General features: G+C 65.7%; 25 protein-coding genes. 15 read left to right on the top strand and 10 right to left on the bottom strand.

Annotation, left to right across the window (positions count from 1 at the left end; genetic code table 11):
• Window positions 1-6: 6 nt before the first annotated feature.
• The gene (gene mtrA, locus C7C57_RS12515; RefSeq protein WP_030148945.1) at window positions 7-687 is read right to left on the bottom strand and encodes an MtrAB system response regulator MtrA; all 681 of its coding nucleotides are present in this window, start codon (window positions 685-687) and stop codon (window positions 7-9) included.
• Between the two features lie 251 nt (window positions 688-938).
• Here mtrA and C7C57_RS12520 point away from each other — a divergent pair, with 251 nt between their 5' ends.
• The 5 genes from C7C57_RS12520 to C7C57_RS12540 are packed head-to-tail and all read left to right on the top strand — an operon-like array spanning window position 939 to window position 6,809.
• Complete coding sequence (locus tag C7C57_RS12520) at window positions 939-2,585, top strand: hypothetical protein (RefSeq protein WP_187976682.1); 1,647 nt, start codon at window positions 939-941, stop codon at window positions 2,583-2,585.
• Window positions 2,582-3,238 (top strand): DUF4129 domain-containing protein, encoded by a 657-nt coding sequence (locus tag C7C57_RS12525; RefSeq protein WP_187976683.1) that lies wholly within the window; start codon window positions 2,582-2,584, stop codon window positions 3,236-3,238. The genes C7C57_RS12520 and C7C57_RS12525 overlap by 4 nt, the downstream gene beginning before the upstream one ends.
• Window positions 3,238-4,488, top strand: a complete 1,251-nt coding sequence (locus C7C57_RS12530; RefSeq protein WP_187976684.1) for a DUF4350 domain-containing protein — start codon at window positions 3,238-3,240, stop codon at window positions 4,486-4,488. The genes C7C57_RS12525 and C7C57_RS12530 overlap by 1 nt, the downstream gene beginning before the upstream one ends.
• A 5-nt stretch (window positions 4,489-4,493) precedes the next feature.
• Window positions 4,494-5,477, top strand: coding sequence for a MoxR family ATPase (locus tag C7C57_RS12535; RefSeq protein WP_043322168.1), 984 nt, complete (start codon window positions 4,494-4,496; stop codon window positions 5,475-5,477).
• Complete coding sequence (locus tag C7C57_RS12540) at window positions 5,478-6,809, top strand: DUF58 domain-containing protein (RefSeq protein WP_187976685.1); 1,332 nt, start codon at window positions 5,478-5,480, stop codon at window positions 6,807-6,809.
• Here C7C57_RS12540 and C7C57_RS12545 read toward each other — a convergent pair.
• Window positions 6,806-7,438 carry a TMEM175 family protein gene (locus C7C57_RS12545; RefSeq protein ID WP_187976686.1) on the bottom strand — a complete coding sequence of 211 codons (633 nt, stop codon included), beginning with the start codon at window positions 7,436-7,438 and terminating at the stop codon, window positions 6,806-6,808. The two genes, C7C57_RS12540 and C7C57_RS12545, sit on opposite strands and share 4 nt — an antisense overlap.
• 31 nt (window positions 7,439-7,469) lie before the next feature.
• Complete coding sequence (locus C7C57_RS12550) at window positions 7,470-7,982, bottom strand: DUF6790 family protein (protein ID WP_030148952.1); 513 nt, start codon at window positions 7,980-7,982, stop codon at window positions 7,470-7,472.
• 56 nt (window positions 7,983-8,038) lie between these two features.
• On the opposite strand from C7C57_RS12550, the gene C7C57_RS12555 reads away from it, so the two are divergent.
• Window positions 8,039-8,494, top strand: coding sequence for a MarR family winged helix-turn-helix transcriptional regulator (locus tag C7C57_RS12555; protein WP_187976687.1), 456 nt, complete (start codon window positions 8,039-8,041; stop codon window positions 8,492-8,494).
• Between the two features lie 80 nt (window positions 8,495-8,574).
• Here C7C57_RS12555 and C7C57_RS12560 read toward each other — a convergent pair whose 3' ends face one another.
• The 4 genes from C7C57_RS12560 to C7C57_RS12575 form a co-directional block, all read right to left on the bottom strand.
• Window positions 8,575-8,934, bottom strand: a complete 360-nt coding sequence (locus C7C57_RS12560; RefSeq protein ID WP_187976688.1) for a VOC family protein — start codon at window positions 8,932-8,934, stop codon at window positions 8,575-8,577.
• A gap of 172 nt (window positions 8,935-9,106) precedes the next feature.
• Window positions 9,107-10,558, bottom strand: a complete 1,452-nt coding sequence (locus C7C57_RS12565) for a catalase (RefSeq protein ID WP_187976689.1) — start codon at window positions 10,556-10,558, stop codon at window positions 9,107-9,109.
• Window positions 10,559-10,652: 94 nt separating this feature from the next.
• The gene (locus tag C7C57_RS12570; protein WP_030148956.1) at window positions 10,653-11,117 is read right to left on the bottom strand and encodes a Fur family transcriptional regulator; all 465 of its coding nucleotides are present in this window, start codon (window positions 11,115-11,117) and stop codon (window positions 10,653-10,655) included.
• 73 nt (window positions 11,118-11,190) lie between these two features.
• A complete protein-coding gene (locus C7C57_RS12575) occupies window positions 11,191-12,186 on the bottom strand; it encodes a stage II sporulation protein M (RefSeq protein ID WP_030148957.1) in 996 nt (331 codons plus the stop codon).
• Window positions 12,187-12,203: 17 nt separating this feature from the next.
• On the opposite strand from C7C57_RS12575, the gene C7C57_RS12580 reads away from it, so the two are divergent.
• The gene (locus C7C57_RS12580; RefSeq protein WP_187976690.1) at window positions 12,204-13,055 is read left to right on the top strand and encodes an RDD family protein; all 852 of its coding nucleotides are present in this window, start codon (window positions 12,204-12,206) and stop codon (window positions 13,053-13,055) included.
• Window positions 13,056-13,127: 72 nt separating this feature from the next.
• Here C7C57_RS12580 and C7C57_RS12585 read toward each other — a convergent pair whose 3' ends face one another.
• Window positions 13,128-14,003: a trypsin-like serine protease gene (locus tag C7C57_RS12585; protein ID WP_223144753.1), complete on the bottom strand. Its 876-nt coding sequence runs from the start codon at window positions 14,001-14,003 to the stop codon at window positions 13,128-13,130.
• 149 nt (window positions 14,004-14,152) lie between these two features.
• Between C7C57_RS12585 and C7C57_RS12590 the strand changes: the two genes are divergently transcribed.
• From C7C57_RS12590 to C7C57_RS12625, 8 genes are all read left to right on the top strand, one after another.
• A complete protein-coding gene (locus C7C57_RS12590) occupies window positions 14,153-15,388 on the top strand; it encodes a histidine kinase (RefSeq protein ID WP_255505676.1) in 1,236 nt (411 codons plus the stop codon).
• A complete protein-coding gene (locus C7C57_RS12595) occupies window positions 15,376-16,041 on the top strand; it encodes a response regulator transcription factor (protein WP_187976691.1) in 666 nt (221 codons plus the stop codon). The genes C7C57_RS12590 and C7C57_RS12595 overlap by 13 nt, the downstream gene beginning before the upstream one ends.
• Window positions 16,038-16,622: an SMI1/KNR4 family protein gene (locus tag C7C57_RS12600; protein ID WP_223144754.1), complete on the top strand. Its 585-nt coding sequence runs from the start codon at window positions 16,038-16,040 to the stop codon at window positions 16,620-16,622. Before C7C57_RS12595 ends, C7C57_RS12600 begins: the two co-directional genes overlap by 4 nt.
• Window positions 16,623-16,691: 69 nt before the next feature.
• Window positions 16,692-16,991, top strand: coding sequence for a hypothetical protein (locus C7C57_RS12605; RefSeq protein WP_255505677.1), 300 nt, complete (start codon window positions 16,692-16,694; stop codon window positions 16,989-16,991).
• 42 nt (window positions 16,992-17,033) lie between these two features.
• On the top strand, window positions 17,034-17,639 hold the full coding sequence (locus C7C57_RS12610) for a hypothetical protein (RefSeq protein ID WP_187976692.1): 606 nt from the start codon (window positions 17,034-17,036) through the stop codon (window positions 17,637-17,639).
• 319 nt (window positions 17,640-17,958) lie between these two features.
• Window positions 17,959-18,984 carry an alpha/beta hydrolase gene (locus C7C57_RS12615; RefSeq protein WP_187976693.1) on the top strand — a complete coding sequence of 342 codons (1,026 nt, stop codon included), beginning with the start codon at window positions 17,959-17,961 and terminating at the stop codon, window positions 18,982-18,984.
• Complete coding sequence (locus tag C7C57_RS12620) at window positions 18,981-19,676, top strand: hypothetical protein (RefSeq protein ID WP_187976694.1); 696 nt, start codon at window positions 18,981-18,983, stop codon at window positions 19,674-19,676. Before C7C57_RS12615 ends, C7C57_RS12620 begins: the two co-directional genes overlap by 4 nt.
• Window positions 19,677-19,772: 96 nt before the next feature.
• Window positions 19,773-20,387 (top strand): hypothetical protein, encoded by a 615-nt coding sequence (locus C7C57_RS12625; protein ID WP_187976695.1) that lies wholly within the window; start codon window positions 19,773-19,775, stop codon window positions 20,385-20,387.
• Window positions 20,388-20,479: 92 nt separating this feature from the next.
• Here the strand turns inward: C7C57_RS12625 and C7C57_RS12630 are convergent, their stop codons facing one another.
• Both C7C57_RS12630 and C7C57_RS12635 read right to left on the bottom strand, forming a co-directional pair.
• Window positions 20,480-21,649 carry a glycoside hydrolase family 1 protein gene (locus C7C57_RS12630; protein WP_121648305.1) on the bottom strand — a complete coding sequence of 390 codons (1,170 nt, stop codon included), beginning with the start codon at window positions 21,647-21,649 and terminating at the stop codon, window positions 20,480-20,482.
• A gap of 43 nt (window positions 21,650-21,692) precedes the next feature.
• A complete protein-coding gene (locus C7C57_RS12635) occupies window positions 21,693-22,589 on the bottom strand; it encodes an alpha/beta fold hydrolase (protein WP_187976697.1) in 897 nt (298 codons plus the stop codon).
• Window position 22,590: the final 1 nt, after the last annotated feature.

The following is a 22,590-nucleotide window of genomic DNA, read 5'->3' on the forward strand; positions in this document are numbered from 1 at the left end:
GGGCCGCTACTCGGCGCTCCCGGCTCGGTAGCCGACTCCGCGCACGGTCATCACGATGCGTGGGTTATCCGGGTCCAGCTCGACCTTTGAGCGCAGACGCTGAACGTGCACGTTGACCAGGCGCGTATCGGCCTTGTAGTGGTATCCCCACACCTGTTCCAGCAGCGCCTCGCGGCTGAAGACCTGGGCCGGCTTGGCGGCCAGGGCGTGCAGGAGGTCAAATTCCAGCGGGGTGAGGTTGATCCGTGAGGATCCACGCCGCACCTCGTGTCCGGCCACATCGAGGATCAGGTCGCCGATGGCCAGCTCTGTCGCCGAGGCCTCGCTTGCCGGGCGCAGCCGGGTTCGTACCCGGGCCACCAGCTCCTTGGGGTTGAAGGGCTTCACGATGTAGTCATCGGCACCGGATTCGAGACCCTTCACGACATCCGCGGTGTCCGACTTGGCCGTCAGCATGATGATGGGCACACCGGATTCCTGACGCAGGCGGGTGCAGATCTCGATCCCGTCCATTCCGGGCAGCATCAGATCGAGCAGCACCAGATCGGGCTTGTGCTCGTGGAAAGCGTCGACGGCGGCAGCACCGTCGGCGCAAAACTCCGGCTCAAAGCCCTCGGTGCGCAGCACGATCCCGATCATCTCGGCCAGCGCCGTGTCGTCATCAACCACCAAAATGCGTGGAGTCATCGATCCCGTTCTCAGTATTCGCCGCGGGTTTGCACCGCGCAGGGGGAAACACAGTTCCCCTCACACTACCCGTTGTCTCCGGTTTTGGAGACGTATTCTGCCAGCCGCGGCCATTTCACGCCCGATCGGGGGGCCATAGACGACAAAATCCGGGCCGCTTTGGTCCCTCCGGGTGTGACTCTGCCCACGCGACGACTCGGTGTGTCACGATGGAGGCACGCTAGCCGATCCGATAGCCGAGGAGAACTCCGGTGACCGACCCACGTTCACAGCACCAGCCCGAGCAGAATGATGCACGCTCGGGTGGGTTTGACCCGGGAATTCCGGCGTTCACCCCGCCCTCTGCCGGTCCGGCCGACCCCTCCACCGCGGTCCCCAGCTGGACCACTCCGGGATACCCCACAGCTCCCCCGGCCCCCGCTCCGGGCGGGTCCATGCCGGGTTCGGGCATGTCGAATCGGGGATATCCTGCCCCCGGATCCGCGGGTCCCGGCGGCGGTCCGTCTGCCAACCAGTGGCAGGCTGCCCCCAAACCGGGGCTCATTCCGCTGCGACCGCTCGCCTTCGGCACGCTGATGGGCGCGCCGTTTCGAGTCTTGACCCGCAATCCTCGGGCGAGCCTGGGCAGCGCCCTGCTCCTGCAGGCCCCGATCAGCATCATCTCCCTGTTGGTCGCCGGGTTCGGCATGGTCTGGTTCACCAATCGGATTTCCAACGCCTCCTACGCCGACCGCGATGAGATCGCACTCGGCGGCGGGGCGGTACTGCTGCTCCTGCTACTGATTCCAACCCTGCTCTCGGCGCTGAGCGTCGCCTTCCTCCAGGGGGTCCTGGTGAGCGAGGTTTCGCGCGCAACGATCGGTGAAAAGCGGCGGATGGGCGAGCTCTGGAAGGCCGTGTGGCCCCGGGTTGGGCCGCTGTTCCTCTTCAGCCTGTTGCAGATTGCGGCCATGACCGTCGCGGTGATCGTGATCGCCGGGGCCGTGATCGCGATCATCGCCACCAACTCCGACAACTGGGGCTGGGCGATTCTCGCCGGTTTCCTGTTGGGTGCCGGCTTCTTCCTGCTGTTTGCCTGGTTGCTGGTCAAGACCTCCCTGGTCCCCAGCGTGATCGTACTCGAGCGCCGCGGGCTTGGTGCGGCGATCCAGCGGTCCTGGCGCCTCACCAATGGATACTTCTGGAAGACGCTGGGGATTCAGCTCCTGGTCTACATGATCGTCTCCACGGTCAGTCAGATCGTGATCTTCCCCATTTCCATCGCGATCAGCCTGCTGACCGCCCTCTTCATGCCCACCGGTGAGACCGACATGTATGGTGCGGTGATCAGCCAGGCGGTGCCGAGCCTGATCGTCGGGGTGGTGTCGCTGCTGATTGGTTCGATCACCGTCGTGGTGCAGTCCTCGGTGGTGGCGCTGATCTATATCGATCTGCGCATGCGGAAGGAGGGCCTGGACATCGACCTGCTGCGCTATGTCGAGGCCGGCGCGACCACGAGTGGTCTGCCGGATCCCTTTACCGTGGTGCGGCAGGAGTCCGCGGCCTCGGCCGGGCAGTATCGTTCGGGGGGACCGGCCGGTCCGCAGGGCTATCCGGCTCCGGGCTATCCCGCAGCCTCCGGCTATCCCGCGGCTCCCGGCTATCCCGCAGCCCCCGGATATCCCGCGGCTCCCGGATCCCGGGGGCCCGCGGCACCCGGCTACCCGGCCACACCGGGCTACCCCGCCGCTCCCGGATACCAGCCCGTGCCCGGCACGCAGACCGCCCCGGGCTACCCGACCACCCCCGGTTCTCAGGGGCCCACCACCCCGGGCACCCAGCACTCCGCCGGCCCCAACTACCCGGCACCGCCCGCCGGTGCCCCCGCCCCGCGCACCCCGGAATCGGGAGACCAATGAGTGTGCGTCTCGCCGAGCCTCCCCTCACCCCGGACGCCCCGGAGGCGCATGACTGGCTGAGCAACGAGCTCACCAAGCCCGAGTATGCGGCGGCCACCCCCAATCTGTTTGATCGCCTGGTAACCGAGTTCCTCGGGTGGCTGGGACGCCTGTTCTCGGGCTCCATCGACGGCCCCGGGGACTGGGTACCGGTGCTCCTGCTCCTCCTGCTGGCCGCCGCAGTGGTGGCCGCGATCCTGATCTGGGGGCGTCCGCGACTCAACCGTGCGCGCGCATCAACCACGCAGGCGCTGTTTGGCGACCGGGACACCCGATCCGCGGCCGAGATTCGCGCCGCGGCGGCGCGGGCGGCCGCGGCCGGTAACTATGACCTCGCGGTCCTCGAGGGCTACCGGGCGCTGTGCCGCGACCTGGATGAGCGCACGATCATCGTGCTGGATCCGGGCAGCACCGCCCACCAGGCCGCCGGCGCCGCAAGCCGTGTCTTCCCCGCGTTCGGCGACGTTCTGGCCCGGACCGCCAACGACTTCGACGCGGTGCGCTACCTCTCCGTACCCGCGACCGCCCAGCAGTGGGAGCGCATCCGCAGCACCGACGAGAGCCTGCGCGCCCAGCGTCCGGTGCTTGCCGATATGGTCCCGGAGGTGCGGTGATGAGCGTGCGCGAATCCGAGATCGCCCCCGAGGTAGCCTCCGCCGCCCTGACCCCGACCGTGCGCAGGTTCCTGCGGCAGCGCCGTTTTTGGATCATCACGGCGGCGGTCATCATCCTCATCGCCCTGGTCCTCATGGTGCTGGGCAATGCTGGCAACGCCCGCGGTCGCGAGCTTTCGGCCGAGGACCCCTCCCCGGTGGGTGCCCGGGCCGTGGCCAATGTGTTGCGGGATCACGGCGTCCGGATCACCATCGCGAACTCCTACGAGCAGGCCACGTCGGCGCTTGAAGCCGAGCCCGGCACCCTGCTGTTTGCCGATCTCGGCGGTTACCTGGATGCGGAGCGCGTCCGGGCGCTGTCCGATGCGGCCACGTCCACCGTGCTGGTTGACCCGGGATTCTCGATCCTGTCCGAGCTCGATCTGGGCGCGATGCCCGCCGGGGTGGCCACGGAGGATGTCTCCGACGAGGTCGCCTGCCGGGTGCCCGCGGCCCTGCGCGCGGGCAGCATCACCACCGGACGGGTGTTTCAGACCGAGTCGGCTACCGGCTGCTTCGGCACCGACACCGACGGCTACTCCCTCGTGGTGAGCGCGGACCGGCGGGTGACACTGCTGGGTTCGCGGTCGGTCCTGCAGAATGACTCCGTGCTGCGAGAAGGCAACGCCGCACTCGCGGTGGGCCTGCTGGGTGAAAACACCCACCTGGTCTGGTATCTGCCCACCGCCGCCGACCTGGAAGACACCGGAATCACCTCCCTCGAGGACGCGACTCCGACCTGGCTCACCCCGGTTCTGCTCCTCGTGTTTGTCACCTCGCTGGCCGCCTTTGTCTGGCGCGGACGCCGCTTCGGCAAGCTCGTGGCCGAGGATTTGCCCGTGGTGGTTCCCGCCTCGGAAACTCGTCGGGGTCGAGCCCGCCTCTATCAGCGAGTGGGTGCCCGCACCCGGGCCCTGGATGCGCTGCGGATCGGGGTGGTGGATCGCTCGAGCGCGCTGCTGGGCCTCCCGAGACAAACCCCGGCCGATCAGGTCGCCATCACCGTTGCCGACCGCCTGGGACGCTCCCGCGCCGAGGTCTTTGATCTCCTGATCGCCCGGCCGGCCACCAACGAGGCCGAGCTGGTCCGGCTCGCCCGAGCCCTACACGATCTGGAGGACGCGCTGGCCGCGGCCCTGGATCCCACCCGTCCGACACCGCCGGGGCAGGCGCCCCACCCCACCGACCCCTCATCCCTCGACCGGAAGTAGCCACGATGACACTCAGTGCCGAAGAAATCCACGTCCGCGACAACAACCTGCGCGGTGCCCTGGCCCGCGTTCGGGCCGAGGTGGGCAAGTCCGTTGTGGGCCAGGATGCCGCCGTCAGCGGGCTGATCATCGCCCTCCTCGCCCAGGGCCACGTGCTCCTGGAAGGTGTGCCCGGCGTCGCCAAGACCCTGCTGGTGCGTACCCTCAGCACCGCGCTCTCGCTGGACACCAAGCGGGTGCAGTTCACCCCCGACCTGATGCCGGGAGACGTTACCGGTTCACTGGTGTACGACGCCAAGGCCGGGGATTTCGAGTTCCGACGCGGTCCGATCTTCACCAACCTCCTGCTCGCGGACGAGATCAACCGCACGCCCCCGAAGACCCAGTCGGCCCTGCTGGAGGCGATGGAGGAACGTCAGGTGTCGGTGGACGGTGTCTCGCTGCCGCTGCCGAGCCCGTTCCTGGTGGCCGCGACCATGAACCCGATCGAGTATGAGGGCACCTATACGCTGCCCGAGGCACAGCTTGACCGCTTCCTCTTGAAGCTGGTGCTGGACCTGCCCGAGCGTGACACCGAGATCGAGGTGCTGCGCCGTCACGCGCTGGGATTCAACCCGCGCGACCTCGGCGGGGCCGGCGTACAGCCGGTGCTCAGCGCCGAGGAGCTCAAGGCCGCCCAGGATGCCGCCGCGCAGACCACCGTCTCCGGCGACGTGCTGGCCTACCTGGTGGATCTGGCTCGCGCCACCCGGCAGAGCCCGTCGGTCCGCATGGGTGTGAGCCCGCGTGGTGCGACCGCGCTGCTGGCCAGCGCCAAGGCGTGGGCTTGGCTGAGTGGCTATCCGGCGGTGACTCCCGATCACGTGCAGGCGATGGTCCTGCCGGTCTGGCGTCACCGGTTGCAGCTGCGTCCCGAGGCCGAGCTGGAGGGTGTGTCCGCGGACACCATCCTGCGCTCGATCATGCAGCAGGTTCAGGTGCCCATCTAGATGGCGATCACCGGTTGGTTTGTGCTGCTTATCGGCGCCGGGGTCATCCCGATCGTGGTCGGCACCGGACTCGGCGGCAACCCGCTGTTGATTCTGGCGGGCTGGATGGTGCTGTCGCTGATGGTGCTGATCCTGGATCTGGCCCTGGCCGCCTCGCCGCGCGCGCTGCGCCTGGTCCGTGGCGGTGCCTCGCGGGCCCGCCTGGGCGAGCCCACCGATGCGCTGCTGTATCTCACCAACACCGGCGCACGCACCCTGGTGGGCATCGTCCGTGATGCGTGGATCCCCTCCGCCGGGGCGCAAACCTCGCGGGCGCGGGTGCGCATTCCCGGGGGCGAGCGTCGCCTGGTGCGCACGGTCCTGGTCCCCACCAGGCGCGGCGAGCGCCGCAGCGAATCGGTCACCGTGCGCTCATTCGGACCGCTGCGATTGGCCGCCCGGCAAACCACGCTGTCGGCCCCGGGTACCCTGCGGGTGCTCCCGCCGTTCAGATCGCGCCGTCACCTGCCCTCGCGGTTGGCCCGGCTGCGCGAGCTGGATGGCGCCACCTCGCTGATGGTGCGCGGCCAGGGCACCGAGTTTGACTCGCTGCGCGACTACGTCCGCGGCGACGATGTGCGCTCGATCGACTGGCGCGCCAGCGCCCGTCGGATGGGGGGCCAGCCGGATGCCGGCGAACACTTGGTGGTCCGCACCTGGCGTCCCGAGCGCGACCGCCGGGTCATCATCGTGGCCGATACCGGCCGAGCCGGGGCCGCCCGGATCGCCGATGAGCCACGCCTGGACACCGCGTTTGAGGCCTCGCTGCTGCTGGCGGCGCTGGCCACCCGCGCCGGAGATCGGGTGGACCTGCTGTGCTTTGACCGTCGTGTCCGCGGGCGGGTCACCGGCTCCACCGGTGCCGCCCTGCTGGAAAATATGGTCAACACGATGGCCGATATCGAACCCGAGCTGATCGAGACCGACTGGTCGGCGATCCCCGCCGAGGTGCGTCAGATCACCTCCCAGCGCTCGCTGGTGGTCATCCTGACCGCGGCCGAAAGCCCGGGTTCCGCCGCCGATCTGATCGCCAGCCTGCCCGAGCTCACCGCACGCCACCTGGTGGTGGTTGCCTCGGTACGTGACCCCGAGGCCCTGGCCGCCCGCCATTTTGTCGACAGCCGCGAGGACGTGTACGAGGCCGCCGGTGCCGAGCGCGCGCTGCTGGATGCCGACCGTGTCGCCCAGGCGTTGCGCCGCGTGGGCGCCGATCCGATTGCCGGCTCCCCGGAGGCCCTGCCCCCGCTCCTGGCCGACCACTACCTCGCCCTCAAGCGGGCCGGCCGCCTCTAGCCGGCGGTTTTCGGTTGCCTCGTGCGGGCACGCCGCTCCAGGAAATCGGAGACCCATCCGGCGGGGACCAGAAACAGCAACCACCACACCCCGCCTACCGGGACACTCAGAGTCAGGATCAGCGCGAGCAGCACGGCGGCAAAAGTCAGCCAGCTGTTGGTGGGGGTCAGCAGGTCCCGGTCCGCCTCCGAACGCAGGCTCGAATCACGGATCACCACCCCCTCCATCAGCGCGAAGGTCAGGCTGGCCACCGCGATGGTGCCGATATAGAGGGCCCGGGCAGCCGAGTTCTGCCCGGCCGCCGCGAGCATGTTCGAGGCGAACGGGAGGAAGGCGATACTGGCCAGCCAGATCAGGTTGACCCGCATGAGCCGCGGCGAATAGGCGTACACAACCTCAAACAGGCGGTGGTGCATGGTCCACATCCGGGCGATCACCGCGAAGCTCACGAAAAACGCGATCAGGGTCCCCTGATGCTCGGCGAGGAACTCCCCCACCCGGTCGGCCCGGGCATCGGAGGCCGCGTCCACCAGGGGAAGCAACAGCAGAGTGATCGCGATCGCCACGGTGGCGTCGGAAAAGTTGACCAGCCGGTCCAGGCCGCGCTGGGTGCGCAGAATTCGACTCATGGATTCATCCCCCTCGGGTGCGTGTGACTGTTTAGGACACCGTGGCCGGTGCCGCGGCCTCCAGGCGACGGCTGCGGACGGCCAGGATGATCATCACGGCCGGGATCAGCACGTCATAGGCGAGCACGCCCCCGGTGTTTCCGGGTGCCCAGTTGCCGTGGGCCAGTGACTGATAGACGTGCCCGAGGGTGGCACCCCAGAGGAACATTCCCGCAATCAGGCCGATCGTGATGCGCTCCCGAGCCCCGGCGCGCACGGCACGGAAACCGCCGATTGCCAGGCCCAGGTTGGCAAACGCGATCTCAGTGACAAATGGGGTCTGCTGGAACCCGATCGCGGTGGTCATCACATCGGGGATCACCAGGAAGGACAGGGTCATCCAGGCACTTCCGCACCCGAGCGCGGCCACCGCCCACCAGCGCTGCCAAATTTCCAGCCGCGAAAGTTTCGTGGATCGCGCCGAGTGAATGCTCGCCCCGATCACGGCGATCAGCAGCCAGAGGGCGGGAACGGACGTTTCAAAAATGAACTGTGAGGTAGACATATCGACAGTCTTGCACACGCAATATTGCGCGCGCAAGACTGCGCTATACTGATCACATGGATGATGGAATTGCCGATCTGCTGCACCGCGTCGTCGCAACCTTTGGGGACCTCGCGCGCAGGCGCATGGCCACCGGTGACGCCCGGTTGACCTATACCCAGGTTCGGATTATCGGCACACTGGAGGAGTCCCCGGGCATGACCCAGCGCCAGCTCTCCGACTCCGTCGGCCTCTCCGAAGCGGCGACCTCCCGCGCCCTGCGCACGCTGCGCGACGAGGGGTTTGTGGACATCATCACCGACCCCAGCCACGCCAAGCGACGCCTCGCCTCGGCGACCCCGCTCGGGCTCGCGGCGTTTCACGCATCGGGCACCGCCAGCGCCACGCAGCTTCGCGAGTGGCTGATCCGCGAGGGGTTCCCCTATGATCGCTATCTCGCCGATTCACAGCGCCTGGCCGAACTCCTGGACACCGTGGATCGCAACCCGGGCCCCGCACCCACGCAGCACTAAGCTCCGTCACTCGCCGGGCTGAGACGGGCCGAGCTCAACGACACCGGGCCGGGCCGAGCCGGGCCGGTAACAACGATCGCTTAGTCGTGCGCGTCGCCGATGCAGAATACGGTTCCAAAGGGGTCGGTGAACACGTCCCACTGGATGCCCGGATACTCGTGGTGTGCCTGATGGGTGGCACCCGCCGCACGCACCGAATCCAGCAGGGCTTCACGCTCCTCACCGGCTTCAAGGTCAAAATCGAGGTGGATGAGGTTTTTCCCCGGTGTCGGGTCCGGAACCTTGGCGAATCCCAGGTTGATGCCGGGAATAGCGCCCGAAAGCACCAGAAACTCCCCCGTCCCACCCACATCATTGAGCGCACCGCCGAGAAGTCTCGCCCACCAGGCCGCCACGGGTGCCGGATCGAGGGTGTCCAGGGTGATCATGCCGAGTCGCATCGGGGGGTCCTTTCGCCGGTGAAGAGTACCCCCAGCGTAGCCGGATCCCCCGACCGCGCGCCAGAACCTCGCCCCCAGCCGGCATCGCCGCGGAGCCCTCCCGGGAACCACCAAAAAAACCGCACGGCGTCGCCGGTGAGGGCGACGCCGTGCGGCGAAAGGGGAACCGAGCCTAGGCGGCCAGGTTGGCGGCGAGGGCCGCGCCCAGGGTTGCATCCACGTTGGTCCAGTAGGCAATCGCCCGGGCACGGATCTCGGTGTTCTGGACGGCACCCACGTGACCGGTGATGGTGGCCAGCAGACGTGCGCGCTGCGCGTCATCCATAACCTCGCGGACGAGGGTTCCGGCCTGGCCGAAGTCGTCGTCCTCGGCGTGCAGGCTGGCGGCGGTCCGAGCGAACTCGCCGTCGTTCTCCCAGCCGCGCTCGTCGGCGGCGTAGGCGGAATCTCCGGCGGGGCCACCCACCGAGTTCGGTGCATACACCGGAGTCGAGGCGGAATTGAAGGAGTAGCGTGCGGCACCGTCCTGCGAGTACGAGTGAACCTCGCTCTTGGGGGCGTTCACCGGCAGCTGAGCGTGGTTCGTGCCCACGCGGTAGCGGTGTGCATCCGCGTAGGAGAAGATGCGGGCCAGCAGCATACGGTCGGGGCTGGCGGCGATACCCGGCACGAAGTTCGAGGGGGCGAAGGTCGCCTGCTCGATCTGCGCGAAGTAGTTCTCCGGGTTGCGGTTCAGCTCAAACTGACCCACCTCGATCAGCGGGTAGTCGGCCTTGGGCCACACCTTGGTGAGGTCGAACGGGTTGAAGCGGTAGGTCTTGGCATCCTCGTAGCCCATGACCTGAACCGAGACGGTCCAGCTCGGGAACTCCTCGCGCTCGATGGCGTCGTGGAGGTCGCGGATCATGTAGTCGGCGTCGGTTCCGGCCAGACGCTCGGCTTCCTCGGCGGTCAGCGAGGCATTGCCCTGGTTGGTGCGGAAGTGGTACTTGACCCAGAAGCGCTCACCCTCGGCGTTGATCCACTGGTAGGTGTGCGAGCCGAAGCCGTCCATGTGACGCCAGTTAGCGGGGATACCGCGGTCACCCATCAGCCAGGTCACCTGGTGGGCACTCTCCGGGGAGAGCGACCAGAAGTCCCACTGCATGTCGTTGTCGCGCAGGTGGCTGCCCGGCAGACGCTTCTGCGAGTGGATGAAGTCGGGGAACTTGATGCCGTCGCGGATGAAGAACACCGGGGTGTTGTTGCCCACCAGGTCGTAGTTACCCTCGGTGGTGTAGAACTTCAGCGCGAAACCGCGCGGGTCGCGCCAGGTGTCCGGGCTTCCGGCCTCGCCGGCGACGGTCGAGAACCGGGCCAGGGCCTCGGTGACCACACCGGGCTGGAACAGCGCGGCCTTGGTGTACGCCGAGACATCGTGGGTCACGGTCAGGGTACCGAAGGCTCCGCCACCCTTGGCGTGCACCACACGCTCCGGCACACGCTCGCGGTTGAACTGGGCGAGCTTCTCGACGAGGTAGTGGTCGTGCAGCGGGATCGCGCCGTCGCGGCCGATCGCAAGCGAGTGCGAATCGGCGCTGACCGGGGCGCCGGAGTTGGTGGTGGTGGTCGGTGATTCCGTCATGGTGATCTCCTCTTTTTTCGCTGGCAAGTACCCCGATATGGCAGTAGCCACCGGGGTGTGTCACAGTGTCCGGATGTGGCCGGGACCGCCTGGTTCAGGAGACGGGTTCGGCCGTTTTTTCCGCTCGGGCCACCTCGTCCTGACAGGCCGGACACAGCCCCCAGAACGTGACCTCGGCGGTCTGCACCGTGTAACCCGAGGCGTTGCCCGGATGCAGGCACGGAGCGTGCCCCACAACACAGTCCACATCGTTGATCGCACCGCAGCGGGTGCACACGATGTGATGGTGGTTATCATCCACCCGACGCTCATACCGGGCCGGGGAACCGGCCGGTTCGATCCGACGCAGCAGGCCGGCATCGGTGAGCGCAGACAGGACGCCGTAGACGGCCTGCACCGAGGTGTCCGGGAGGTCCGCGAGGACCCGCTCAAACACGGTGCCGGCATCCACATGCGACTTCTCGCCCACCGCACGCAGCACCGCGAGACGCGGGGCCGTGAGACGGAGACCTGCGCCGCGAATGGCGTCGGAGAGCTCCTCGGTGGTGGCGACTGTCATGACACCCACCCTACACGCTTTTTTGAATGACTAAAAATAATGAGGGGTTTCCGTGTGGCGAACGGAGGTTGAACTAGCCCGCGTAGACGCGCTGGGCACCGGATTCAAACTCGCCCAGATCGCCGGTTTCCCCGGACCGATAGGCCTTCCGTCCCAGAATCAGCACGTACGCGAGGAACCCCAGGAACACCGCGGCACCGATTCCGATTTTCACCGGCCAGGGCAGCTCGGATCCGGTCACAAAGCCCTCCACGACCCCCGAGACACCCAGCACAAACACCAGGCCGATGGCCACGGTGATCAGCGAGCGACCGTCCTCGGCGAGCGCCACCAGACGCGGACGCTTGCCCGGAGCCACCCAGGCCCAGAAGATACGCAGTCCCGCGGCGGCGGCCACAAAGATCGCCGTCAACTCCAGCATGCCGTGTGGGGCAATGTAGAGGAAGAAATCTCCGCCGTGGCCAAAGGTGTGCAGGATCGCGAAGGACTGCCCCAGCCCCTGAGCGTTCTGCGCAATGATAAACGGCACCCAGATTCCGGTGACCCCGAAGGCCACCGCCTGGGCGGCGATCCACGCGTTATTGGTCCAGACCATCGCCCCAAACGAGGAGGACGCATACTCGGAGTAGTACTGGTAGAAGTCCTCCGAGGCGTACTTCTCCAATCCGGCCTGGGTCCCCAGATTGTAGACCAGCTGCGGATCCCCCAGCAGCCAGATGGCCCACGCCACCGCGATCAGGATCGTGGCCAGCGCCACGGCGAGGGTCAGCCAGCGAATCCGATAGAGCGCGGCCGGCAGTTGCAGCACAAAAAACTCGCCCAGCTGAAGCAGGACGTTTTTGCTCGCGGCGGTAAAGCGCAGCCGGGAGCGGGCGATAATCACCCCGAGCCGATCCCCATCCGGGGTGCTGCCGGCGGCCGCCTGCAGGACCGAAAGATCACTCGCGGCCGACTGATAGCGGGCGATGAACTCATCCGCCTCGGCACCACTGAGCGAGCCCCTGGCGGCGAGCGCCTGAAGCCGGGTCCATTCTTTTTCGTGCGCGGCACGATACGCGTCAAGATCCATCTGCTTAGATTGTAGACATGACCGCGACATTTTCGCCGATTGCCGTCGGCGACAGCACGGAAAACGAACTCATCACCGGTGAGGCCGTGGCCCTTGAGGTGCGCCACACCTCGTTCCTGCTGCGCGCCGCCGGTGCCCTGATCGACGGCCTGGTCACGGTGATCTTCATCATCGGCTGCTTCATGCTGCTGGGGATGCTGTCCACGATGATCGACATGGATGCGGCCATCGCGCAGGCATTCAGCGTGGCCGTCCTAGCAACCGGGCTGGTCATCCTCCCGGCCACCGTGGAAACCCTCACCCGCGGCCGCTCGGTGGGCCGCTTCACGGTGGGTGCACGAATTGTGCGCAACGATGGCGGGGCAATTTCGTTCCGCCATGCCCTGACCCGAGCCTTCGTGGGAGTCCTGGAACTGTATCTCACCCTCGGCGGGCTGGCCGCGACCGTGGGGCTGCTGAATAATCGCAGCCGCCGTCTGGGGGACCTCCTGGCGGGAACCTACTCCCAGCACGAGCGAGTCCCGCAAATTCGTCGTTTTATCCGACCGATGCCGCCCGAGCTATACGGATGGGCACAGATCGCCGACGTCGCCAAGCTCCCCGAGCCACTCGCCCGTCGAATCAGCCAGTTCCTGGCCCAGGCGGACCGCTTCACCCCCGAATCGCGCCTGCGCGTGGCCAGCGAGCTGGCCGCCGAGGCCGCCGTCTTCACCTCGCCGCTGCCGGCCGTGCACCCGGAAACCCTGCTGGTGGGGGTGGCCGCGATCCGCCGCGACCGTGACGCCCGTGCGCTGCAGGCACGCGCCCGCCGCCTCGATGCGCTGGCCCCGGCGCTGATGGGCACACCACACGATTTCCCCCAGCGGTAGGTCCACAGACTCCGTGCCCGCGGGCCGAGAGCGGAAATCCGATCCGCTTCCCGACCCATGGGAGGCTCATGCCTACTTATTGGCCTCGATGGTCTGAGAGATCCAGTCGTGGAATGCGGTCACGTTGGTATAGAGTCCCGGGCCCTTCTCGCAGGAGGGACTCTTTGCACCCGGGCCGGAGGTGACGCCGATCAGCTCCCAGGCGTTGTCCTTGCCTTTCTGGATCTGGGGGCCACCCGAGTCACCGTTGCAGGCCATCGCGTTGGCGGTGTGACTCACGGTGCAGAGACGGGTATCACCGGCAAACCCGGGATCGCACTCCTCGAGGCTTCCGCGCATGGTGTCGAGCTGACGCAGCTTCTCCGACATCTTCCACTTCTGCGGATCCTTATTGGGCTTGGTGATTCCGAACCCGAGAATTCGAGTGGCGCTGCCAAAGTCGGCCGCCCGCTTGGCAATCACGATCGGCTTATTTTTGACCGGACGATCCAGGCGTACCAGCGCCACATCGTTCTGGTTGGGCTGGCCCTGAGCGTATCCGGGGTTCAGGAACACCTGGGTAATGGTGCGGACGGTGCCACCCGAGGAGCGCTTATCGCTGCCGATTCGTACCTTGCCCTTGGCGAAGGATCCAATCTGCATGTCGAGGCAGTGCGCGGCGGTCACGACCCATTCGGGGTCGATCAGTGCGGCACCGCAGTTACCGTTGTTGAGGCCGGAGGCCGGGGCTTTAATCGGAATGCTCACCATAAACGGGTACTTCTCCGAGGCTTTATCTCCTCCCACGATGGTCTTGAATCCGGTGGCGGCCATCTGAGAATGAGCCGCAGCGGGGGTGATGGTGGCCGCGTTTGCGGTGGCGGCACCGGCGGTGAGGGTCAGGGCACAGGCCGCGGCGACGAGGGTCGACCGGGTCATCACACGGCGAAGCGTGGAAATTCCAGACACGAGCGTAAACCTTTCGTTGAATTGAGCTGACGTGATGTCATGTTTCAACCGTAGAAATTTGGCGGCCCCTGTACCATCCGGCCCACTCCCCATTCGATGGTGGAGCCAGCTATACCGTGGTACCGGTCCTCCTGTGGAAGACTCGATATGTGAAACTGCGACGCACACATCGGTGGCTGCGAGATCTGCGATTCTTCGCGTTGTCGACGGTGGGCTCGCTCGGATCCGTTGTGCTGTTTTGTGTCATTCTCGCGCTGCTCCCGGTGATGATCATCAGCCGAGGTGTCCTGCTGGCTCCCGAGCTGGCACGGGTGTTACGGTGGTGGTCGAACCGGGCCCGGGAGCGGGTCGGACGCTATCGTGGCGATCCGGTTGCCGGCCCCACGGGCACGCTGAGACGCGATGCGCTGATTGATGATCGACTGCGCTTTGCCCTCTCTCGCGATACCGGGCGTGACGTCCTGTGGCTCGCTCTCGACGCGATCCCCACACTCTTCCTGGTCACGGTCATCCTGACTCTCCCGTTTGGTGTCCTGCACGCGATCAACACCGTGTATCGCTGGTTGGCAGGCCTGGGGATGGAACCGGCGAGCGCCCCCGACCCGGTCCTCCTCTGGCCGGTCGGCCTCTCACTCCCGCTGCTGATACTGGGATATCTGCTGGTGCTGGTTGTTCTCATTCCGCTCGCCGCACACCTGTATGCTCGGGCATCCGCCGCCCTGCTCGCGCTTCCGCGGCGCGCGCTGTTGGCCGAGCGGGTGAATGCGCTCACCCTGAGCCGCGCCGCCGCGCTGGATGCCCATGCGGCCGAGTTACGCCGGATCGAGCGTGACCTGCACGACGGCGCGCAAAACCGCATCGTGGGGATCGTCATGATGCTGGGGATGGCCGAACGCGCGATCGAAAACGGGGACCCCACGGCGCGCGACCACGTCCGCCGCGCACAGGATGCGGCCACCGAGGCCCTGGCCGGGTTGCGGCACACGGTGCACGATATCTATCCGCCGATCCTGGAGGAGCACGGACTCGATGGTGCCCTGGCCGCCCTGGCCGGGCGCAGCGTGGTGCCCTGCACGCTGGAGGCCACCGGCATCGGACGCGTCCCCGTGGCCATCGAATCGGCCGCCTACTTTGTGGTGGCCGAGGCGCTGAACAACCTCAACAAAAACGCCACCGCCTCGCGCGCATCGGTGCAGGTTCGCCGAGAAGCACAGCTGCTCACGCTCGAGATCGAGGACAACGGCAGCGGCGGCGCGATCGAGCGCGCGGGCGGCGGAATCGCAGGCATTCGCCGCCGCGCTCTGGCCTTCGAGGGAACCCTGGAACTCATCAGCCCGGTGGGCGGTCCCACCATCATTAGAGTGGAGATCCCGTGCGCATCATAATCGCCGAAGACAACACCCTCCTGCGGGAGGGGCTGGCGCTGCTGCTGGAGAGCGAGGGCTTCGAGGTGGTGGCCGCCGTCGACAATGCCGAGGGTTTTCTTGACCGGCTGGACGAGGCGGACGCGGCGGTGCTTGATGTGCGGATGCCTCCCACCTTCACCAATGAGGGACTCCGCGCGGCCGCCGAGGCGCGTTCTCGACGTCCGGGGTTTCCGGTCCTGGTGCTCTCGGCCTATGTCGAGGACCGGTATGCGGGCGAACTGCTGGCTGCCGGTGCCGAGGGCCTCGGATACCTGCTCAAGGAGCGGGTGGGGCGGGTCGCCGCGTTTGTGGATGCCCTGAACCGGGTCGCTGCCGGGGGCACCGTCATGGATCCCGAGGTGATCGCTCAGCTGATGAGCCGGCGCCACATGGACGATCCGGTGCGCTCGCTCACCCCGCGTGAACGGGAGGTGCTGGGGCTGATGGCCGAGGGCCTCGACAACCTCACCATTGCCGCGCGGCTCTTTGTCACCGAGACCGCCGTGAGTAAACACATCGGCAACATCTTTGCCAAGCTCGGCCTGGCCGCAACCGACAGCGGTCATCGCCGGGTGCTCGCGGTGCTCGCCTACCTGCGCGACGAGAACCCACCCGCTAGCATTTCCGTATGAACGACACGCAGCGAGATGGTACGGGTGCGGGGCTGCCCGCGATCGAGTGGATTGGCACCCCCGACTCCCCCACGCGTGAGCACATCGATACCGACGCTCTCGATCGGATCCGACTCGGCGACGGTGAGCCGTTTCCACCGTCCTATCGTGCGCTGATTCGCCAGGTGGGCTGGGGGCGGCTCTTTGGGCTGTGGTTCATCTATCCCCCGGTCAGGGAGGGGTACGCCGATGGTTGGCCGGGCCGCACCTCACGATTGAGCGAGCACTTTCGGGTTGTGTACGCCGACAGCCGCGCCGAGGAGTACACCTGGGTCATCGAGCCCGATGGCTCCTGGGACCTGTCCGAACGACTCGAGGTTTTTGGGTGGAGCGAAAACGGCGACTACCTACTCTGGGAGCTCGGTGCCCGCACGCCGCAGGGTGAACTCCCGATCTGGGAATCCCGCGGGCTCGGATCCCTGCACCGCCTGGGGAGCAGCCTCGACGAGGCGCTGCCGCTCCTGCACGAGCGCGCCACCGACCCGGCGGCCCCGGACACCCCGCTGTTCCAGCCCCTTCCAAGCTTCCGCCTGAAGGGTTAGCTCCCGATCCGCCTCAACTACCGACTTGAGCGTCGGCTGAAAATCCGGTACTAACACGCTCGCGTCAGGTTGACACGAGGGCTGGGGAAACCCAACCGCGAAGACGTAAAGAACCTTACGGATTACGCACGCGGCACGATCGACAAGGCCGAGTACGCTCGTCGAGCAGACGCGGCAGCACGTACGCAAGAGGTGTCTGAGCCGAGCCGGTTTCGACTTGAATTCGACCCAGGTATTTCCCTCATAACCCCGGAGACCTGGAACCAGGCTTCACGCCTAGGCATCTTCGCACCGTCGTTCTCTCGTGTGCGGCACCTGAATCTGCGCGGTAGGATGAGGCTCGGGGGAAACGCCGAATCCTGTGAGTAAGACAGAACAGGCGGCGTTTTCAAAATTTTGGGGGTGAAAGCGATGCCGATTGCATTCGAAAACGGTGCCGCGGATATGTTGATCGAGTCCGCCACATCGGCGGCCACGATCCTTCGCGGTCAGGGTGCACAGCGCCGTGGCTCGGTGGAAGATGCCGTGGTCGACTTTTCCGGCGGGTACGCGACCCTGTTCACCGAGGCTGGCACGAGCGAGTCGGAGGACCGAGGCGGGCTGGCAGGAGCGTTTAACGCGCTCGCGGATCAGGTGCGTGACGCAAAGACTAAAGCACAGCAGGAGCGCGACCGGCTGAAGAAGCTTTCCGAGTGGAAGGCGCGAGATGCCGCTCGGCGGGAGGCAAACACCACCTCGTTTGGGCTGGTCATGCCGGTGCCGTTGAGCGAGGGGCTGCTGGATCCTCGGCCCTCGGAATACCCGATTGCGCCGCCGACGATTTCCACGTTCGCCTCCGTGAGATCGCGGACCCGGACGGCTGCCGCGTCTGCCGAGGGAAGAAGCTCCGCTGATCCCGAACGACTGCGAAGGTTTGTCACGCAGTCGCGGGCGGGAAACACCGCGATGGAGTCGGAGTTTACCCGGGTGAATAATGCCTGGTCACGGTTTGTGGGGTCGTGCTCCTGGGGCCGTTAGGGGTGGTGAGTACCCCGGCGGCGACCAAGATGTTGCTGTCGGAGAATCAGGCCGATGCGAGCTGGATCGAGGCCGTGGCCGCCGCGTTTGAAAACGCCGGTTCGGGGAGCCTTTCCGATTTCGAGATCACCCTGGCCGGGACCGTTGCCGTGACGGGGGCGAGGGGGCTTCAGACGTTACTTCTGGATAAGAACCTAACGCCCGCGCAGGTGGCCGCTACCTGGTCGTTCCTCTCGGGGTCGACGGGGTTTAACGCCGATGAGTTTATTCGGTCGAAGTCCTTCGAGCTTGCGTCCCTGAACGGCATCCCGTTCACGTCATGGATCAGGCCGGACGCTACGCCCTCGACTATGCCCTCGATCCGCTTAGTGCGTGCCATGTGGATGGGGAAACTCTCAACCTCCGCGAGGCCTACCGGCGGATGGGCTTCAAAGAAGGCGAACGATCACTTGAGGACTTCAAAAAGGATTTGGAAGCGATCCGGAAATCGTTGAACCTGGCTCAAGCAAGAGTCGCGCCGGGGGAAACCATCCAACTAGTCTCACTTGGTCGGCATGACGGTGCTATGACGGCCGGCATCTCAATGGGCAACATGGATGAAGCGTCCACGGTCGGCGTGTTTGTTTCCGGGATGATGTCCAACGTCCGTGAGATGAGTGATGCCTTTGATGCGTTTAACGCGATTCGTCGAGGGGCGACCTCAAACACGGCGATGGTGACGTGGATTGGGTATCACGCGCCAAATATGCTTGAGGAGACGGTCCAGAACCGTGCCGATGCGGGCGCTCCGCGTCTTGCGTCGTTCTTGGATGGTATTACCGCTCAGCGTGCCGGTAATCCGGTTAATCGTCTTGTTGGGATTGGACACTCCTACGGCACCAACGTCCTTGCCGAAGCCCTCAAACGCACCGATGCGCACGTGAACGCCTACGTTACGCTCGGATCAGCGGGTTTGAAATACGGTACGACGGCTGATCAGCTGGGGGTTGATGAAATATATGCGACCCATGCAAAGGGTGACAACATAGCACAGACTCTTGGGCGCTATGTGCAGTTCCGTTCCGCTCAGGACGATGGCGGAGGGACGTATGAGGCACGGGTTGACCCGCGAGATTTGGACGGAGCGGACGAATTCACGTCGGAGAAAACTGAAAAGGGTGAGGCGGTGACCATGCATAATCTTGTGAATCCCGTTGATTGGTCGGGGATACCCGGCGCACAGTGGTTAGCCGACACTGTTGACGGGACGGCCGCAAACGACGAAATTGGGTATTTGAATGCTAAGTCGAGCACGGTTGAGGAACTGAACGAGATCATGAGGGGAACATGGGAAAAACACAAGTGAGCACCAGGCGTCGCCGTGTTGTTGGTATCGCGGCCTGTGTGGGAATCCTGGCCCTTTCAGGGTGTTCCATCCAAGATCCAGTTACTGATTCATCCGGAATTACTGAAAGCGAAGTGAAGTCCATGACTCTCAAGGAACAGTATCAGCGTGCTGGTGGGCAGTATCAGGAGTTGAATGAGCGGGTTGCTGCGCTTCAGAAAGAGATCTATCCCGGTGAGTGGCGTGAGGGCGGGACTGATTCGGAGGTTGTCCCAGGTCAGGGGTTTACGCTGGGGAATTCTCTGAAGGGTGATAACCGGGAAAACAGTTACTACTTCAATGTTTTTCGCATGTACATCACCGAGGACGATTTGAGCCCCACTTTTGCGGAGGTTGCACGGTCATGGAAGGCGAAGGGGTGGGAGGTGTCTGATGGGAAGCGGCATAGTGGTCAGCCGCGGATCACGGCGACGACTCCGGATGGTTTTTGGTTTGAGGCAAAGGGAAGTCCTGGAGCGCTAGAGCTTACGGGCATGTCCGCGGTGTATTGGGGTGACCAATATGCCCTAGTGATGGCGATTGCTGAGCGGCGTGATGCGGAAAACGCGGCGGGTGCGCCGTGGGACACCACTGATCGTGACGAGCAGGGGTATACGTACCGCCTGCCCGGGGTGTTTCGCCCGTTCCCGGCCTGGGACGCGGTGGCGAACTAGCGTGTCGGTGACTAGATGAGCATTCGGGGGTGGAGTGCGGGGGCGGTGTTGGGTGTTTTGGTGTTGTCAGGGTGCGCGGTTCAGGCACCGGTTCCGGTGTCTGAACATTCCGGGGTTACGGCGCAGCAGGCGATGGCCATGACTCTCAAGGAACAGTATCAGCGTGCTGGTGGGCAGTATCGGGAGTTGAATGAGCGTCTTGGCGAGCTTCAGAAGGAGATTAATGCCGGTGAATGGTTGGACGGTTCGGTCGAATCTGAGGTGATTCCCGGGCAGGGCTATGTGCTGGGGAGTGGTCTGGCGGGTGAGACGAAGGAGAACTCGTATTACTTCAACGCGAGCCGTTGGCGAGTTGGGGATGAGGACCTTTCCTCGACTCTTCCGGAAGCGTCTCGGGCATGGGAAGCACGCGGGTGGGAAGTAAACGAGGAATCGTTCCGGAATGATTCGAGCCGGATCACAACGACAACACCCGAGGGCTTCCGGTTTGAGGTCATGGTGTCGCCGGGTGAGGTGAAACTGTCCGGACATACCCCAGTTCATTGGGGCGACCAGTTTGCCCTGCTGACGGCGATTGCTGAGCGTCGTGATGCAGAAAATGCTGCGGGAGCACCTTGGGATACTACTGATCGTGATGATCAGGGGTATGCGTATCGGTTGCCCGGGGTGTTTCGTCCGTTCCCGGCCTGGGACGCTATCGCCGCGGAATAGACACTGCCCGGGGTCGCGCTACGCGACCCCGGGCATCTCTGCTAAGCGGAGAGACTAGGGTATGCCTCCCCGGGCATTTTCAGTGGTGAAGCTTAGAGCGCGTTGCGCTTGGCGATCTCACCCAGGTAGGCCAGCGAGGGCTTGGGGGTGCGCACGAAGGTTTCGCGGTCCACGGCGATCAGGCCGAAGGTCGGGCGGAAGCCCGAGGCCCACTCGTAGTTGTCCAGTGCGCTCCAGTGCTGGTAACCCAGCACCTCGACGCCGTCCTGCATGGCCGAGTGGAGGCCCTCAAGAGCGCCGTCCAGGTAGGCGATGCGGCGGGTGTCATCGGCGGTGGCGATGCCGTTTTCGGTCACGAAGACCGGCACACCCTCGGTGAGCTCCCAGGCCGAACGCACACCCATCTCCAGGGCCTTGGGGAAGAACTCCCAGCCGGTGAGGGTGGTCTCGACGTCCTCGGACACGGGCAGCGGGCCGTTGGGTCCGATGAAGGTGCGGGTGTACGCCTGCACGCCCACGAAGTCATCACCCTTCACGTTTTCCAGGTACCAGTCATCGCGAGGGTGACCGTACTCGCGCATCATCTCGTCCGCGCCGGGCTCACCGGTGGAGTGGAAGGCCTGGGTCGCGACGGTCCAGCCGGACTTCAGACCGGAGATCTGCGAGAGCACCTCGCGCGAACGACGGTGCGACTCCAGCAGGGTGTCGGCGACGCCCAGGTCCGGGTTGGGCAGGCCGTAGGCCACCAGGTTCGAGGCGTCCTCGCCGCCGGCGAGCATCGCGGCGATGTTCGGCTCGTTGATCGTGCACACGTGCTTGACGTCCTGCAGGATCGGCAGCAGCTTCTCGGTGTAGCGCGCGAACAGGTCCGCGGCGTCCTTGGCACGCCAGAATCCGTCGTTGTACATCCAGCGCGGCACGGTGAAGTGCATCAGGGTCACGGTGGGGTCCAGGCCCAGCTCATGCGCGGTGTCGATCATGCGACGGTAGTGGTCGATCTCGGCGTTGGAGAAGAATCCACGCTCGGGCTCGATCCGGGCCCACTCGATGCTGAACCGGTAGGAGTTCAGACCGGCATCCGCGAGGAGCTTCATGTCCTCCGGGTAGCGGTGGTAGCTGTCCATGGCGTCGCCGCTGGGCTCCACAATCGTGGTGTCCTTGGCGTGCTCCATGACCCACCAGTTGCTGTTGACGTTGTTGCCCTCGATCTGGTGCGCGGCGGTCGCGGCACCCCAGAGGAAGCCTTCGGGGAATTTCAGCACGGTACTACTCCTTGGTCGTGAATGTGCGGACGGTAGGGGAAATTTAGTGGTCGGCCCAAAACGCATCCAGGGCCACCGCGGTGGCCTCGGGCGCTTCGAACTGGGGCGAGTGGGCACCGACGGGGATCACCGCGTAGTCGGCCCCGAGGCGCAGGGCGCTTTCGCGCTGCATCGGGATCGGCCACTTGTCGTCGTGCTCGCCGTGAACCACCAGCACCGGCAGGCGAGTCGCGGCCAGCTCGGGGGTGGTATCGGGGTCGTTGCGGAGGATCCGCGCACCCGAGATCAGGTTGTCCGAGGAGGTCGCGGCGGCGCGGTGGCGCAGGAAGGCCATCTCGGGATCCATGTCCTCATCGGGCATGCCCAGGGTGTGCGGGTTGTCGCGATACCAGAGGCCGATTGAGCCGCCCTCCTGCACCGCAAACTCGGTGTCCTGATGGCGGCCGGGCCAGCCGTGCGGGCCCGAGCAGAGCAGGGTCAGGCTGCCAAACGCCGAGGGGTCCAGGATCGCCGCGGCGCGGGCGACGCAGCCACCGAACGAGTGGCCCACCAGGTGCACGGTGGCGACTCCGGTTTCGGCGGCCACGATTCGGGCCACCTCGACGGCGTCGGCGGCGAACAGATCAAGCGTGTAGTTCTCCACGCCCTCGGGTCCCACCGAATCGGCCTGACCGCGCTGGCTGTACACCCAGGCATCCCAGCCGCGCTCGGCCAGCAGCGGCAGGAACGTGCGGAAGTCCTCACGAGACCCGGTGAAACCCGGCACAAACAGCACCGTGCCACGCCGCTCCCCGACGGGGGCCGAGTGCAGCGCGGTGAGCGTTCCCACCCCGGCGGCAATGTTCAGCGGGGTCACCCGCGGGTCCAGCTCCAGGCCGCCAAACGGGCTACCGGGGGTGATCGTGGAACCGGGGGTGGTGGTCGAGTCGGGGGTACTCATG

The organism is Mycetocola sp. JXN-3 (assembly GCF_014522285.1).
GTDB lineage: Bacteria > Actinomycetota > Actinomycetes > Actinomycetales > Microbacteriaceae > Mycetocola > Mycetocola saprophilus.